Origin of the sequence: Streptomyces sp. NBC_00597 (genome assembly GCF_041431095.1) — a bacterium.
Taxonomy (GTDB): Bacteria; Actinomycetota; Actinomycetes; order Streptomycetales; family Streptomycetaceae; genus Streptomyces.
The window spans coordinates 3,764,736-3,778,302 of record NZ_CP107757.1; the positions used below are offsets into that span (position 1 = coordinate 3,764,736).

A 13,567-nucleotide genomic window follows, 5' to 3' on the forward strand; every position below is an offset into this window, starting at 1 on the left:
GCCCGCGGGCTACGGGCTACGGCCGCAGCTGCGGCTCGCGCTCCTGGTCCTTCTGGTCGAGCACCGCGTCGGGCTTCGCCAGCGGCGTCGCCCGGCCCGCGTCGACGAGTGCGGCGGCGGGGGCGACGCCGGCCCACTGCAGGATCTTCTGCGTGGCCAGCGCCTTCTCGCCGTCCTGGAGCTTGGCGACGTTGGCCCCGTGGTTGGCGCCCGGCGCGATCATCACGTAGCTGTCGTGCACCCCGTAGCCGAGGTGGAACGGTTCGGCACCCCACGGGTCGTTCTGCCCGTACACGAACAGCATCTGGTTGGCGTTGCGCTTCACCCAGTTGTCCACGTCCGCCATGACCCCGGGCTGGAAGGTCATCGGGATGTCGCGGGGCACGAAGTTGCGCGGCGACTGGTAGCCGTAGCGGCTCAGGCCCTTGAGGTGCGGCTGCTTGATGTCGGGCGAACCGAGCTGCGTACCCGCCTGGTAGTAGTACGGCGTGTACGTCTCAAGGCCCTGGTCGGCGTAGGCCGAGAAGCCGGAGATCGTGTCGACCGAGTCCCAGATCTCCTGGTCGCTCGCGGCCTTGGCGTCCGGGATGGAAGCGCAGTCGGCCAGCAGGCTGTACTGCCAGAACGCCCACACGTAGTCGAGCACGACGGCCTCGTAGGCCTTGTCGAGGTTGCCCACGGTGGTGAAGGTCCAGCCGTTCTCGGCGGCGGCCGCCGCGTACTTGGCCTCCAGCGGCTCACGGCGGACGAGCGCCTCGCGCTGCACCGCGTTCAGCTTGTCGCGGCACTCCTTGGTGCCGACCTTGTTGAAGAACCGGTCGTAGGCCGAGTCCTCGTTGTTGACGACGTCGTTGGGCGCGACGTACGCGACGACACCGTCCATGTCGCGCGGGTAGTAGCGCTCGTAGTAGGTCGCCGTCATGCCGCCCTTGCTGCCGCCCGTGGCGAGCCAGTTCTTCTTGTAGACCTTCTTCAGGGCGGTGTAGAGGCGGTGCTGGTCGCTGGCGGCCTGCCAGATGTCCAGGTTGGCCCAGTTGGCCGGATCGGGCCGGGAGGGCGTGAAGAACCGGTACTCCAGCGACACCTGGTTGCCGTCGACGATGGTCGTGGGCTCACTGCGGCGCGGGCTGGTGTTGACGTTGTAGCCGGAGGTGTAGAAGACCGTGGGCCGGGAGACGTCCTTGTGCAGCAGGGTGAAGCGCTGCTTGAAGGTGCCCTTCGACGGGTTCCGGTGGTCGACCGGCTGCTCGTAGTTCAGTACGAAGAAGCGGTACCCGGGGTACTCCTTCTCCTCGATCAGACTCATCCCCGGGATGGCGAGGATCTCGTCCTTGATGTCCGTCGCGGCGGACGGCCCTGCGGCGGTGGCCGCCTGAGCCGTGAAGCCGGCTGCCCCCATGGTGCCGATCAGCACCACGAGTGACAGCAGCCAGCCGAGCGTCTTGCGCATTCACCCTCCCCTTGAGTTCACTTCGGTCGAACGTGAACCTAGCGGGGCCAACGCGCCACTGAATAGACCTAGTTGGGCCGCCCGTTCAGCACAGAATCCAGCCGGAATCGACAGATCCGGCCTCGATGCTTCCCTTTACATACACGCAGCGGCTGATCGCACCGACGGTGACAGGACCGGCATACCGGGTGAATTGCCCGGCGTCGCGGACGGGGACCCCGCCGCGCGGCTGGATGCTCACCGCCATCGGCCGGCGCCGCCCCGGATCGCCGGCCACCGTCACCGCGCAGGCCTGCGTACGGCTCTTGTAGACCCGCACCTCGCCCGTCGGCAGGGGCAGGGTCCTGACCAGGGCGCCCCCGCAGCCACCGGTCGCCGCCTGCGCCGGCGGCGCCGCGAGCAGGCCGCCCACGCACAGCATCAGCGCGAAGGCCCCTGCAGACGCGGCCCCCCGGCCGCGCCCCTTCCACCCGTACCCCATGCCGCCCCCGATCGGTCGTACGCAACACGTACGCACGTACGACGCGCAGGGCCCCCGGAAGGTTGCATCCGACAAGATCCTGCCCGGCCCGCCGCCCACCGCCCCCGCGACCACGGCCGAGGGCCCCGGAGCCGTCGGGTGACGGGTCCGGGGCCCTCGTCGCTGGGAGGGGCTGCGGCGGCGGTCTAGATCGCTGCGGCCGGTTCGTCCTCGCCGATGAAGGTGCGCCACAGTTCGGCGTAGCGGCCGCCGCGGGCCACGAGTTCGGCGTGGGTGCCGTCCTCCACGACCCGGCCGCGGTCCATGACCACGACCCGGTCGGCGCGCGCGGCCGTGGTCAGCCGGTGCGCCACCACGAGGGTGGTGCGCTTGCCGGCGAGCCGGTCGGTGGCCTGGTTGACCTGGGCCTCGGTGGCCAGGTCGAGCGCGGCGGTGGCCTCGTCCAGCAGCAGTACGTCGGGGTCGACGAGTTCGGCGCGGGCCAGGGCGATCAGCTGGCGCTGGCCGGCCGAGAGGTTGCGGCCGCGCTCGGCGACGGTGTGCAGGTAGCCGCCGTCGAGGGTGGCGATCATGTCGTGGGCGCCGACCGCACGGGCGGCCGCCTCCACCTGCGCGTCGCCCGCCTCGGGCCGCCCGTAGGCGATGGCGTCGCGGACCGTCCCCGGGAACAGGTACGGCTCCTGGGGGACGACCCCGAGCCGATGGCGGTACCCCGCCAGGTCGAGCTCGCGCAGGTCGGTGCCGTCGGCGGTGACCCGGCCGGAGGTCGGGTCGTAGAACCGGGCCACGAGCTTGACCAACGTGGACTTGCCGGCGCCGGTTTCGCCGACGAAGGCCACGGTCTGGCCAGCGGGTATCCGCAGGCTGATTCCGGCCAGCGCTTCGTCCTTCTCCCCGCGCTCCTCGGCGGTGCCGTACCCGAACCGGACGTCCTCGAAGGCGATCTCGCCGCGCAGCTCCCCGACCGCGCGCGGCTCGGCCGGGCGCGGGGTGCTGGTGGGTTCGCGCAGCAGTCCCTGGATCCGGCCGAGGGAGACGGTGGCCTGCTGGTAGCCGTCGAAGACCTGGGAGAGCTGCTGGACGGGCGCGAAGAACAGGTCGATGTAGAGCAGGTACGCCACCAGCGCGCCGGTGGTGAGGGTGCCGGCCTCCACCCGACCCGCGCCGACGATCAGCACGGCGGCAGCGGCCCCGGAGGACAGCAGCTGCACGAAGGGGAAGTAGACGGATATCAGCCACTGCCCGCGCACCCGGGCCTCGCGGTACGAGTCGCTGCGCTCCGCGAACCGGGCGGCGCCGGCATGCTGGCGGCGGAAGGCCTGGACGATGCGCAGCCCGGAGACGGACTCCTGGAGGTCGGCGTTGACCAGGCTGACCCGGTCGCGGGCGAGCTCGTACGCGGCGACCGACTTGCGGCGGAACACGATCGTGCCGATCACCAGCAGCGGGAGGGTCGCGAAGACGATCAGCGCCAGTTCGACGTCGAGCACGAGCAGCGCGATCAGGATGCCGAAGAAGGTGAAGACGGAGACGACGGCGGTGACCAGCCCGGTCTGCAGGAACGTCGAGAGGGCGTCCACGTCGGTGGTCATCCGGGTCATGATCTTGCCGGTCAGTTCGCGCTCGTAGTAGTCGAGGCCGAGGCGCTGGAGCTGGGCGAAGATCTTGACGCGCAGGGCGTACAGGACGCGCTCGCCGGTCCGCCCCGTCATCCGGGTCTCGGCGAACTGGGCGGCCCACTGCGCGACCACGACGGCGAGCGCCAGGGCGGCGGCCACCCAGACGGCCCCGAGGGCGGCCTGCTCGACGCCCTTGTCGATGCCGTGCCGGATCAGGATGGGGAGCAGCAGCCCGGAGCCGGCATCGACGGCGACGAGGCCGAGGCTGACGGCGAGGGGCGCCCAGAAGCCGTGGAGCAGCCGGCGCAGGTTGTAGCTCTGTTCGGCTGCCGTGGCGCGGTCCTCGTCCACGGCGGGCTCGTCATCGGCGGGCGGCAGTGCGGCCACCTGTGCGAGCAGTTCGGGGGTGGCCGGCATTCCGGCGACGGCGCCGGCCATGGAGTGGCCCGCGCCGGGGGCGCCGGTCCCGGCGGCGGGGGAAGCGGTGGACTCCGCTTCCTCCTGGCGGCGCCAGAGCTCGGGGGTCACCCCGTCGACGGCCCGGCGCTTGGCATTGACCGGCTCGGAGTCGATTTCGGCTTCGAGCTCGATGTCCCGTTCGAGGTTCCCGTCGATGTCCCGCTCGAACTCGCCCATCGCGACCGCATCGGGGGTGCGCGGCGAGCCGGCGCCGAGCGCGTCCGGGTCGGTGAGCAGCCGCCGGTAGAGGGGTGACCTGCGCTCCAGCTCCTCGTGCGTACCGATGTCGGAGAGCCGCCCGCGGTCGAGTACGGCGATCCGGTCGGCCAGCGCGAGCGTGGAGCGGCGGTGGGCGATCAGGAGGGTGGTGCGGCCGGCCATGACGGCGCGCAGCGCCTCGTGGATCTCGTGCTCGACGCGGGCGTCGACGGCGGAGGTCGCGTCGTCGAGGAGCAGCAGCCGGGGGTCGGTGAGGATCGCGCGGGCCAGTGCGATGCGCTGGCGCTGGCCGCCGGAGAGGGTGAGGCCCTGTTCGCCGACCTTGGTGTCGTACCCGGCGGGCAGGGCCTGGATGAACGATTCGGCCTGGGCGGCGCGGGCGGCGGCCTCGATCTGCACGTTGGTGGCGTCGGGCTGCCCGTACGCGATGTTGGCGCGGATGGTGTCGGAGAAGAGGAAGGAGTCTTCCGGTACGAGCCCGATGGCGGCGCGCAGGGAGTCGTACGTCAACTCGCGCACGTCGTGCCCGCCGACGCGGACGGTGCCGCGGTCGGCGTCGTAGAAGCGGGGCAGCAGGAGCGAAACGGTGGACTTGCCGGAGCCGGAGGCCCCGACGACGGCGACGGTCTCGCCCTCGGCGATGGAGAGCGAGAACCCGTCCAGGACGGGCCGCTCGGGGTCGTATCCGAAGACGACGCCATCGAAGTCGACGGTGGCGGGGGCGTCGGCGGGCAGCTCGTGGCCGCCCTCCTCGATGGCGGGCTCGGTGTCGATGAGCTCGAAGACGCGCTCGACGCCGGCCCGGGCCTGCTGGCCGACGGTCAGGACCATGGCGAGCATGCGGACGGGGCCGACGAGCTGGGCGAGGTAAGTGGAGAACGCGACGAAGGTGCCGAGGGTGACCTGCCCCTTGGTGGCCATCCAGCCGCCGAGGGCCAGCATGGCGACCTGCCCGAGGGCGGGTACGGCCTGTAGGGCGGGGGTGTAGCGGGAGTTGAGCCGGATGGTGCGCATCCGGCCGGCGAACAGCCGGCGCCCGGCGGTGCGCAGCTTGTCGGTCTCCTGCTCCTCCTGGCCGAAGCCCTTGACGACGCGGACGCCGGTGACGGCCCCGTCGACGACGGTGGCGACGGCGGCGGCCTGACCCTGGGCCCACCAGGTGGCGGGGAAGAGCTTCTTGCGGCTGCGCTTGGCGATGAACCAGAGGGCGGGGGCCATCAGCAGCGCGACGAGGGTCAGCACCGGGGACAGCCACAGCATGATGCCGAGCGATATCGCGAAGAGGAGGAAGTTCCCGATGGTCATCGGGAGCATGAAGAGCAGGCCCTGGATGAGCTGGAGGTCGCTGGTGGCCCGGCCGACGACCTGGCCGGTGGACAGCTCGTCCTGGCGGCGCCCGTCGAGGCGGGCGATGGTGTCGTACATGTCGGTGCGCAGGTCGTGCTGGACGTCGAGCGCGAGACGGCCGCCGTAGTACCGGCGTACGTACGTCAGGACGTACACGAGGACCGCGGCGCCTATGAGCAGCCCGGCCCATGTGCCCATCGGTTTGCTGTGGTCGCCGATGACGTCGTCGATGATGACCTTGGTGACCAGCGGTACGAGCGCCATCACGGCCATGCCGGCCAGCGAGGACCCGAGCGCGAGCAACACATTGAGCCGGTACCGCCAGGTATAGGCGGTGAGCCGCCTGGCCCAGCCCTGTTTCTCGCCCGCTGCCTTCTCTGCCGCCGTCACGTGACGCCTCCCCGTTGGTCCTGTCCTGCCGCCTCCCCCAACGCCCCGACCGGCGGATTTCATCCCGCCGCAACAATGCGAAGGTGCGCCCGGCGAACCTGCGGCGCACGCCGGGAGCGGCCGACCGTGGCGGCGGGGTGCGGCGGCTGGGCGCGGCGGCGTCATCCGGAGGGGCGTACGGACCGCCCTGCCGTCACTCCGCGGGCAGGTGGGTCGGGGCGAACATGCGGAGGGTGACCGGGAGGACCAGGACCGTCGGGCCCGGGGTGGCCAGCGCGTGCTTCAGGTCGTCCCGCAGGCTCTGCGGGCTCGTCGTCGAGGCCGCGACGCCGAAGGACCGGGCCAGGGCGGTGAAGTCCGGGCGGGTGAGTTCCGTGCCCGTCGTGCGGCCGTCGAAGGAGTCCGTCATGTACTCGCGGAGGATGCCGTAGCCGCCGTCGTCGACGATCAGCCAGGTCACGTCCAGGTCGTGCTGCTTCGCCGTCGCCAGGTCCGCGATCGAGTACATCGCTCCACCGTCGCCCGAGACCGCCAGGACCGGGGTGTCCGGTTCGGCGACGCAGGCGCCGAGGGCGGCCGGGAAGGCGTAGCCGAGGCCGCCCGCGCCCTGCGCCGAGTGCATCGTGTTGGGGTGCTTCGCGTCGAACGCGGACCAGGCCCAGTAGGACAGGATCGTCATGTCCCAGAAGGACGGGGAGCGGGCGGGCAGGGCCGCGCGGATCGAGGCGAGGAGCTGCCGCTCCACTGCCACGTCCTGGCCGGACAGGCGGGTGTCGATCTCCGAGAGGACCTTCGCCACCCGTTCGGGAGCGGAGTCGTCCGCGCGTTCCGGGGCGGTCTCCAGCAGGGCCTGGAGGGCGAGGCGGGCGTCGGCGTGGATGCCGAGGGCGGTGTGGTTGGACTCCAGCTTGCCGAGGTCCGCCTCGATCTGGATGACCCTGCCCTCGGGGAAGAACGTGTGGTAGTTCGAGGACAGTTCACCGAGGCCGGAGCCGACGACCAGGAGTACGTCCGCGTCCTCCAGGAAGTCCGTCATGTGGCGGTCCTCCAGCCAGGACTGGAGGGACAGCGGGTGGTTCCACGGGAAGGCGCCCTTGCCGCCGAAGGTGGTGACCACCGGGGCGTTCAACCGCTCCGCCAGCAGGCGCAGCTTGCCGGCCGCGTCGGAGCGGATCACCCCGCCGCCCGCGATGATCACCGGGCGGGCGGCCCTGCCCAGCCAGTGCGCCGCGAGAGCGGTGAGCTCGGGGCGCGGGGCGAGTTCGTGCGGGGTCGCGTCCACGCCCGTGACCTGGGGGATCATCGTTTCCGCGCGGAGGACGTCCTCCGGGATCTCGATCCAGACCGGGCCGTGCGGAGCCGTCAGCGCCGATTCCCAGGCCTCCGCGATCACCGAGGGGATCTGGGACTGCGTGCGGGCCGTGTGGACCGACTTCACCACGTCCCGGAACGAAGCCGACTGCTCCCGCAGCTCGTGCAGGTGCCCGCGCCGGCCGCCGCCCAGGCCCGCGACCGGGACCTGGGAGGCGATGGCGAGGACCGGGGCGGAGGCGGCGGCCGCCTCCGCCAGGGCCGGCAGGGCCATCAGCGCGCCCGGGCCCGTGGAGAGCAGGAGGGGGACCGCCTCGCCCGTGACGCGGCCGTACGCGTCCGCCGCGAAGGCGGCGTTGTTCTCGGTCCGCAGCCCGATCAGCCGCAGGTCCGAGCGGCCCACCGCGTCGAAGGTGCCGAGCGCGTGCTGCCCCGGCAGCCCGAACACGGTGGTGGCGCCCAGCGAGCGCAGCGTCTCCACGACCAGGTCCCCGCCCGTCCGACCCGGCGGCGGCGCGAGAGCGGCCGCCGTCTGGGCCTCGGTGGGACGGAGTACCAGGTCGTGGTCGTGCGTCACGGGTGCGGGGTGCCCTTCTTACTTCGCCTTCGCGGCAGCGATCTGGCGGCTCATGATCGTCGTCAGCTCGTACGCGGTGTGCGAGGCGGCGACCGAGGTGATCTCGGCGTGATCGTACGCCGGGGCGACCTCGACGACGTCCGCCGAGACCAGGTTGCAGGAGGACAGACCCCGGATGATCTCCAGCAGCTCGCGGGAGGTCATGCCGCCCGCCTCCGGCGTACCCGTGCCCGGGGCGTGCGCCGGGTCCAGCACGTCGATGTCGATCGAGATGTACAGCGGGCGGTCGCCGATGCGCTGGCGCAGCTGGTCGGCGACCTCGTCGGCCCCGCGCCGGTAGACGTCGGCCGAGGTCACGATGCCGAAGCCCATCTTGGCGTCGTCGTCGAGGTCCTGCTTGCCGTACAGCGGGCCGCGGGTGCCGACGTGCGACAGCGCCTCGGTGTCGAGGATGCCTTCCTCCACGGCGCGGCGGAACGGCGTGCCGTGCGTGTACTCGGCGCCGAAGTACGTGTCCCAGGTGTCCAGGTGCGCGTCGAAGTGCAGCAGGGCCACCGGGCCGTGCTTCTTGGCGACGGAGCGGAGCAGCGGGAGGGCGATGGTGTGGTCGCCGCCGAGGGTCATCAGGCGGGAGCCGGCGCCGAGGAGCTCGTCCGCGGCCGCCTCGACCGTCTCGACGGCCTCGTTGATATTGAAGGGGTTCACGGCGATGTCGCCGGCGTCCGCCACCTGGGCGAGCGCGAACGGGGAGGCGTCCTGCGCCGGGTTGTACGGGCGCAGCAGGCGGGAGGCCTCGCGGATGGCGTTGCCGCCGAAGCGGGCACCGGGGCGGTAGGAGACACCCGAGTCGAACGGCACGCCGACGACGGCGACGTCCGCGGAGCCGACCTCGTCCAGACGGGGCAGCCGGGCGAAGGTCGCCGGGCCCGCGTAGCGCGGGATGCGGGAGGAGTCGACCGGTCCGCGCGGCGTCTGCTCGTTGCTCATCGGGGTGTGCCCTTCTGGAGGTCCTACGGTGCGGTCCTTCGAGCGTAAGCGGCGCGCACCGGGGCGCGAAGTGTACGTTTCATCCATCGGGTGGCGTTGAAATGTACGGAGCATCCATGACGAAGCCTGCCGGGACCGACATCCCGCCCACGCCCGCGGTCGCGCTCGGCGCACTGCTCGCCGATCGCGGGCTGGAACTGCGGCTGGTCGCCGGGCCCGAGCGGGCGGAGGTGCACGGGGTGCACGCCTCGGAGATGGCGGACCCGTCGCCCTACCTCCTGGGCGGCGAGCTGCTCCTCACGGCGGGGGCGGGCTTGACGGCCCCGGAGGCCGGCCCAAGCGGCGCGGGCGGGCCGGGCGGCGCGGTCGGACCGGGCGACGCGGGCGACGCCGGCGGCATCGCGGGCGACGCTGACGCCGCCGCCGATGCGTACGTACGGCGGCTGGTCGGGTCGGGGGTGGCCGCGCTCGGGTTCGGGGTGGCGCCGCTGCACGCGGAGGTGCCGCCGGAGCTCGTCCGGGCGAGTGCGCGGCACGGGCTGCCGCTGCTGGAAGTGCCTCCGCAGACCCGGTTCACGGCCGTGGCCCGCGCCGTGTGGCGGCTGATGGCCGAGGCGCGGACCCGCGAGCTGCGCCGGGTCACCGAAGCCCAGCAGGCCCTCGCGGCCGCGGCCGCCCGCCCCGATCCGGTCCCGGCGGTCCTGCGCCGCCTGGCGGCCAGCCTGGGCGGCTGGGCAGCCCTACTGGCCCCGCCGAGCCCCGCCGGGGCCGCAGGGGCCGCAGGGGCCGCCGTTGCCGCAGGGCCTGCCGTTGCCGCAGGGGCTGCCGGTGTCACCAGGGCGGCACGGGCCACCGGGCCCACAGGAGCCCCTGGGTCCGCCGGGACTGCCGGAGCCACCGGGGCCGCAGGGGCCGCCGGTGTCACCAGGGCGGCAGGGGCCACCGGGCCCGCAGGAGCCTCTGGGTCCGCCGGAGCTGCCGGGTCCACCGGGCCCGCGGGGGTCGCAGGGGCTGCCAGTACTCCCAAGGTCGGAGCGGATGTCGGGGGCATTGGGGCCGCAGGGGCCGTAAGGGCTGCCGCGGCCGCCAGGGTCGGAGGGGGTGCCACTGGGGCCGCCGAGGTCCGAGGGGGTGCCGAGGCGGTCGGTGGTGGCGTGGGGGTGGGCCGCAGGGTTGTGTCCGCCTGTGCCGGACCCGCGCCCTCCGCCGAGGCGATGGCCGCACTGGTCGCACTGGCCGGTCGGGTGGCCCCCGACGCCGCTGCCACGGCCACCGCCACCGCGGACGGGGTCCAGCTCGCCGCCTACGCCCTCGGCGGCGGCCAGGCCCTGGGCGTTGCCACGGCCGAGCGGGCGCCCGGCGACCACACGATCGCGTCCGTGGCCGCCGTCCTGCTGGCCCTCCTCACGGCCGATCGGCCGGCCGGCGCCGAGGCCGCATCGCTGGCCCGGCTGCTGCTGGGCGGCTCCCCCGCCGGGGCGCTCGGAGGGCCCGGGCCCTGGTACGCCGTCCACGCCCGGGGCGGCGCCGACCCGCGGGCCCTCGCCGCCGCGCTGGGCACCGTACTGCTGGACCCGGACGGCCCGGCCGTACGGCTGCTCACCGACCGGGATCCGGCCCCGCAGCACGGGTGGCGGCTGGGGGTCAGCGCCCCGGCCGGGCCCGACGCGCTGGCCGCCGCAGACGCACAGGCCCGGCGCGCCCTGGACCGCGCCGAGGCGGCCCGCACCCCGCTGGCCCGGCACACCGACCCCGGCTTCGCGGGCCTGGTGGGCGAAGCCGAGGCCCGTGCCCACGCCGAGGCGCTGCTGGGACCGCTCTCCCCCGCCCTGCGCGAGACCCTGCGCGCCTGGCTGTCCCACCACGGCAGCTGGGACCGCAGCGCCGCCGCCCTGGGGCTGCACCGCAACACCGTGCGCCAGCGCGTCGCCCGCGCCGCGAACCTGCTGGACCGCGATCTGGACGACCCGGACATCCGGATGGAGCTGTGGTTCGCCCTGCGCCGGAACACGGAAATCTGACCGGGGCCCGGCCGGACGGCTGCGCCGTACGAATGGACTCGGGCCGTCTGGCGGCGGGTGCCGGGGCTCGGCATGCGAAGCGGCCTACCTTCGCACTGCTCCCCACCTCCACGAAAGGCAGTACCCGTGCGATCGATCCGCCTCGCCCTGACCGCTCTCGCCGCCGGTGGCATCATCCTGGCGGGCGCGTCCGCCGCCTTCGCCGACGGCGCCTTCACCGTCTACGCACCGATCGACAACACGTACTCGATCGTCTTCGGCGACCTGAACCAGCTGGCCGGCGACGACGTCTTCAACGCCGGACGCGACAACACGGTCGGTTCCCACAACGGTGCGGCCCCGACCGGCGACATCGGCATGGCGGCCATGCCAGGGACGCAGGTCCTGAGCAACGACGCCATGATGCACGGCGCCGCCGGCCAGTGGACGGGCAGCGTCCTCGGCAGGTAGTTCCCCGTGTGATGTCCGCCGGTGGACCGCCGTGGCGGTCCACCGGCGGACATCACACCCGGTACCCCTCCCCCATGTCTGGACAGCCCGCCCAACCCACCGGTAACTTATTGGTCTGAGCAAGCGCTTAGACACGGCGCGACAGCGCGACGGGCGACAGGATCGAGGAGGCGGCTGTGCGCCGTACCGTTTTCAACGAGGACCACGAGGCGTTCCGCGAGACCATCCGCGCCTTCATAGAGGCCGAGGTCGTCCCCGTCTACGACGAGTGGTTCGCGGCCGGCCAGGCCCCGCGCGACTTCTACTACAAGCTCGGCGAGCTGGGCGTCTTCGGCATCAACGTCCCCGAGGAGTTCGGCGGCGCCGGCCTGGACACCCACAAGTTCGAGGCCGTCCTGTACGAGGAGACCTCCCGCGCGGGCGTGAACTTCGGCGGCTCCGGCGTGCACGTGCTGCTCGCCCTCCCGTACATCAAGATGCTGGCCGACGACGAGCAGAAGAAGCGCTTCCTCCCGAAGTTCGTCTCCGGTGAGGAGATGTGGGCCCTCGCGATGACCGAGCCGGGCACCGGCTCCGACGTCGCGGGCATGAAGACCACCGCCAAGCTCTCCGAGGACGGCACGCACTACGTCCTCAACGGCTCCAAGACCTTCATCACCGGCGGCGTGCACGCCGACCGCGTGATCGTCTGCGCCCGTACCTCCGCCCCGAGCGAGGACGACCGCCGCTTCGGCATCTCCCTCTTCGCCGTGGACACCAAGTCCGAGGGCTACTCGATCGGCCGCAAGCTCGACAAGCTGGGCCTGAAGACCTCCGACACCGCCGAGCTGGCGTTCGTCGACGTCAAGGTCCCGGTCGAGGACCTGCTCGGCGAGGAGGGCAAGGGCTTCTACTACCTCGGCCACAACCTGGCCTCCGAGCGCTGGGGCATCGCGTTCGGCGCGTACGCCCAGGCCGCCGCGGCCGTCCGGTTCGCCCAGCAGTACGTCACGGACCGCACCGTCTTCGGCAAGCCGGTCGCGCACTTCCAGAACACCAAGTTCGAGCTGGCCGCCTGCCAGGCCGAGGTGGACGCCGCCCAGGCCGTCGCGGACCGCGCCCTGGAGGCCCTGGACGCCGGCGAGCTGACCCCCGCCGAGGCCGCCTCCGCGAAGCTGTTCTGCACCGAGGTCGCGCACCGCGTGATCGACCGCTGCCTCCAGCTGCACGGCGGCTACGGCTACATGAACGAGTACCCGATCGCCCGCCTGTACGCCGACAACCGCGTCAACCGCATCTACGGCGGCACCAGCGAGATCATGAAGACCATCATCGCCAAGTCGATGGGCCTGTAAGTCCCCTTGAACGAGGCACTGCAGGATCTCCTCGATCTGCTCGACCTGGAGCAGATCGAGGAGAACATCTTCCGCGGCACCAGCCGGACCTCCCTGGTGCCGCGCGTGTTCGGCGGCCAGGTCGCCGCGCAGGCCCTGGTCGCCGCCGGCCGGACGGTGCCCGGCGACCGGCTGCCGCACTCGCTGCACTCGTACTTCCTGCGCACCGGCGACTCGGGTGCGCCCATCGTGTACTCCGTGGACCGGATCCGCGACGGGCGCTCCTTCACCACCCGCCGCGTCGTCGCGGTCCAGCACGGGCAGCCGATCTTCCACCTCTCCGCGTCCTTCCAGACGTACGAGGAGGGGCTGGAGCACCAGAGCCCGATGCCCACCGCGCCCGACCCGGAGTCGCTACCGACGGCGGCCGAGGCGCTGCCGCATTACCGCGACACCTTCCGCGACCCGGGAACCGTCGAGAGGTTGCTCGAATCGCGCGGCGCCGTGGACCTGCGGTACGCGACCACGCCGCCGTGGGGTTCGGTCGGCCGGCCGACGGAACCGCGCTCGCAGGTCTGGTTCCGCACCCAGGGCAAGCTCGCGGACGACCCGTTGCTGCACATCTGCCTGGCCACGTACGTCTCGGACATGACCCTGCTCGACTCGGTGCTGCTCGCGCACGGCCGGGGCGGTTGGGCGGTCGGTGACGTGGTGGGCGCCTCACTGGACCACGCGATGTGGTTCCACCGGCCGTTCCGCGCCGACGAATGGCTCCTCTACGACCAGGAGTCCCCCTCGGCGGCCGCCGGGCGGGGCCTGGGGCAGGCCAGGATCTGGACGCAGGACGGGCGCCTCGCCGTGACCGTCATCCAGGAGGGCGTGGTGCGCGTTCCGCGCGCCTGACCCCGGACGGCCGCGTGCGCTCGGCCACAGGACGGAACTG

Annotated in this window: 10 protein-coding genes; 5 read left to right on the forward strand and 5 right to left on the reverse strand. The window is 72.7% G+C overall.

Annotated elements, in window-relative coordinates:
• Window positions 1–16 precede the first annotated feature (16 nt).
• Both OG974_RS16750 and OG974_RS16755 read right to left on the reverse strand, forming a co-directional pair.
• A complete protein-coding gene (locus OG974_RS16750; protein WP_327283509.1) occupies window positions 17–1,450 on the reverse strand; it encodes a S28 family serine protease in 1,434 nt (477 codons plus the stop codon).
• A gap of 85 nt (window positions 1,451–1,535) precedes the next feature.
• Window positions 1,536–1,871, reverse strand: coding sequence for a hypothetical protein (locus tag OG974_RS16755; protein ID WP_327285653.1), 336 nt, complete (start codon window positions 1,869–1,871; stop codon window positions 1,536–1,538).
• 58 nt (window positions 1,872–1,929) lie between these two features.
• Here OG974_RS16755 and OG974_RS16760 point away from each other — a divergent pair, with 58 nt between their 5' ends.
• Window positions 1,930–2,073, forward strand: coding sequence for a hypothetical protein (locus OG974_RS16760; RefSeq protein ID WP_329313572.1), 144 nt, complete (start codon window positions 1,930–1,932; stop codon window positions 2,071–2,073).
• Window positions 2,074–2,116: 43 nt separating this feature from the next.
• Here the strand turns inward: OG974_RS16760 and OG974_RS16765 are convergent, their stop codons facing one another.
• The 3 genes from OG974_RS16765 to speB all read right to left on the reverse strand — a co-directional run bounded on the left by OG974_RS16765 (window position 2,117) and on the right by speB (window position 8,840).
• A complete protein-coding gene (locus OG974_RS16765; RefSeq protein WP_328762803.1) occupies window positions 2,117–5,965 on the reverse strand; it encodes an ABC transporter ATP-binding protein in 3,849 nt (1,282 codons plus the stop codon).
• A gap of 193 nt (window positions 5,966–6,158) precedes the next feature.
• A complete protein-coding gene (locus OG974_RS16770) occupies window positions 6,159–7,853 on the reverse strand; it encodes a thiamine pyrophosphate-binding protein (protein ID WP_327283511.1) in 1,695 nt (564 codons plus the stop codon).
• Window positions 7,854–7,871: 18 nt separating this feature from the next.
• Complete coding sequence (gene speB, locus OG974_RS16775) at window positions 7,872–8,840, reverse strand: agmatinase (RefSeq protein ID WP_327283512.1); 969 nt, start codon at window positions 8,838–8,840, stop codon at window positions 7,872–7,874.
• 116 nt (window positions 8,841–8,956) lie between these two features.
• Between speB and OG974_RS16780 the strand changes: the two genes are divergently transcribed.
• The 4 genes from OG974_RS16780 (at window position 8,957) to tesB (ending at window position 13,527) form a co-directional block, all read left to right on the forward strand.
• Window positions 8,957–10,861 carry a PucR family transcriptional regulator gene (locus OG974_RS16780; RefSeq protein WP_371643605.1) on the forward strand — a complete coding sequence of 635 codons (1,905 nt, stop codon included), beginning with the start codon at window positions 8,957–8,959 and terminating at the stop codon, window positions 10,859–10,861.
• Between the two features lie 126 nt (window positions 10,862–10,987).
• Window positions 10,988–11,311, forward strand: coding sequence for a hypothetical protein (locus OG974_RS16785; RefSeq protein ID WP_328762806.1), 324 nt, complete (start codon window positions 10,988–10,990; stop codon window positions 11,309–11,311).
• Between the two features lie 176 nt (window positions 11,312–11,487).
• Entirely contained in the window at window positions 11,488–12,645 is a 1,158-nt protein-coding gene (locus OG974_RS16790; protein WP_327283515.1) for an acyl-CoA dehydrogenase family protein, read from the forward strand.
• Window positions 12,646–12,651: 6 nt separating this feature from the next.
• The gene (gene tesB / locus OG974_RS16795; protein ID WP_327283516.1) at window positions 12,652–13,527 is read left to right on the forward strand and encodes an acyl-CoA thioesterase II; all 876 of its coding nucleotides are present in this window, start codon (window positions 12,652–12,654) and stop codon (window positions 13,525–13,527) included.
• Window positions 13,528–13,567 lie beyond the last annotated feature (40 nt).

What these genes read in the sequence shown, in the direction of transcription:
- OG974_RS16750 (WP_327283509.1), bottom strand. Translation starts at nt 1,450, where the DNA reads ATGCGCAAGACGCTCGGCTGGCTGCTGTCACTCGTGGTGCTGATCGGC.
- OG974_RS16755 (WP_327285653.1), bottom strand. Translation starts at nt 1,871, where the DNA reads ATGCTGTGCGTGGGCGGCCTGCTCGCGGCGCCGCCGGCGCAGGCGGCG.
- OG974_RS16760 (WP_329313572.1), top strand. Translation starts at nt 1,930, where the DNA reads ATGCCGCCCCCGATCGGTCGTACGCAACACGTACGCACGTACGACGCG.
- speB (WP_327283512.1), bottom strand. Translation starts at nt 8,840, where the DNA reads ATGAGCAACGAGCAGACGCCGCGCGGACCGGTCGACTCCTCCCGCATC.
- OG974_RS16780 (WP_371643605.1), top strand. Translation starts at nt 8,957, where the DNA reads ATGACGAAGCCTGCCGGGACCGACATCCCGCCCACGCCCGCGGTCGCG.